Annotated in this window: 1 protein-coding gene; it reads left to right on the forward strand. The window is 64.6% G+C overall.

The genetic code is table 11. The features are described from left to right. Positions 1 to 95: 95 nt before the first annotated feature. Positions 96 to 506, forward strand: a complete 411-nt coding sequence (locus DY245_RS32735; protein WP_128510810.1) for a RidA family protein — start codon at positions 96 to 98, stop codon at positions 504 to 506. Positions 507 to 525: the final 19 nt, after the last annotated feature.

The following is a 525-nucleotide window of genomic DNA, read 5'->3' on the forward strand; positions in this document are numbered from 1 at the left end:
CATCACGGGAGTTGGCGGACACGAAATTCCGTCGAACGCGGAGTCGATCTTTGAGAAGGTCGTGAGTGTCCCGGATCTACTGTGAAAGGAAGCCCGTGTCTCGTGCCGTCACGTTGATTCGCTCTGCGTCCCTGTCCGATATTGCCGAGTACGCCTACGCGGCCACGGCCCCGGCCGAGTCGCGGCTGATCTTCCTGGCCGGAGCATGTCCGCTGAATGAGGACGGCTCCACCGCGGCAATCGGAGACGTCGCGGGGCAGGCAGCCAAGGCCGTGGAGAATATGCGGATCGCTCTGGCAGACTCCGGCGCGTCACTCCACGATGTCATCAGCACCCGCGTTCTCGTTGCCTCCCACCGGCGGGAGGACCTGGTGACGGCGTGGGGGGTTGTCCGGACTGCGTTCGGCGACCACGACGTGCCCAGCACATTGATGGGTGTCACCGTACTCGGCTACGACGGCCAGCTCGTAGAGATCGAAGCCATCGCCGCCGTGCTCGATTCCTGAGCCGGCGGACCATCCCGCA

Source organism: Streptomyces inhibens (assembly GCF_003389455.1).
GTDB lineage: Bacteria > Actinomycetota > Actinomycetes > Streptomycetales > Streptomycetaceae > Streptomyces > Streptomyces inhibens.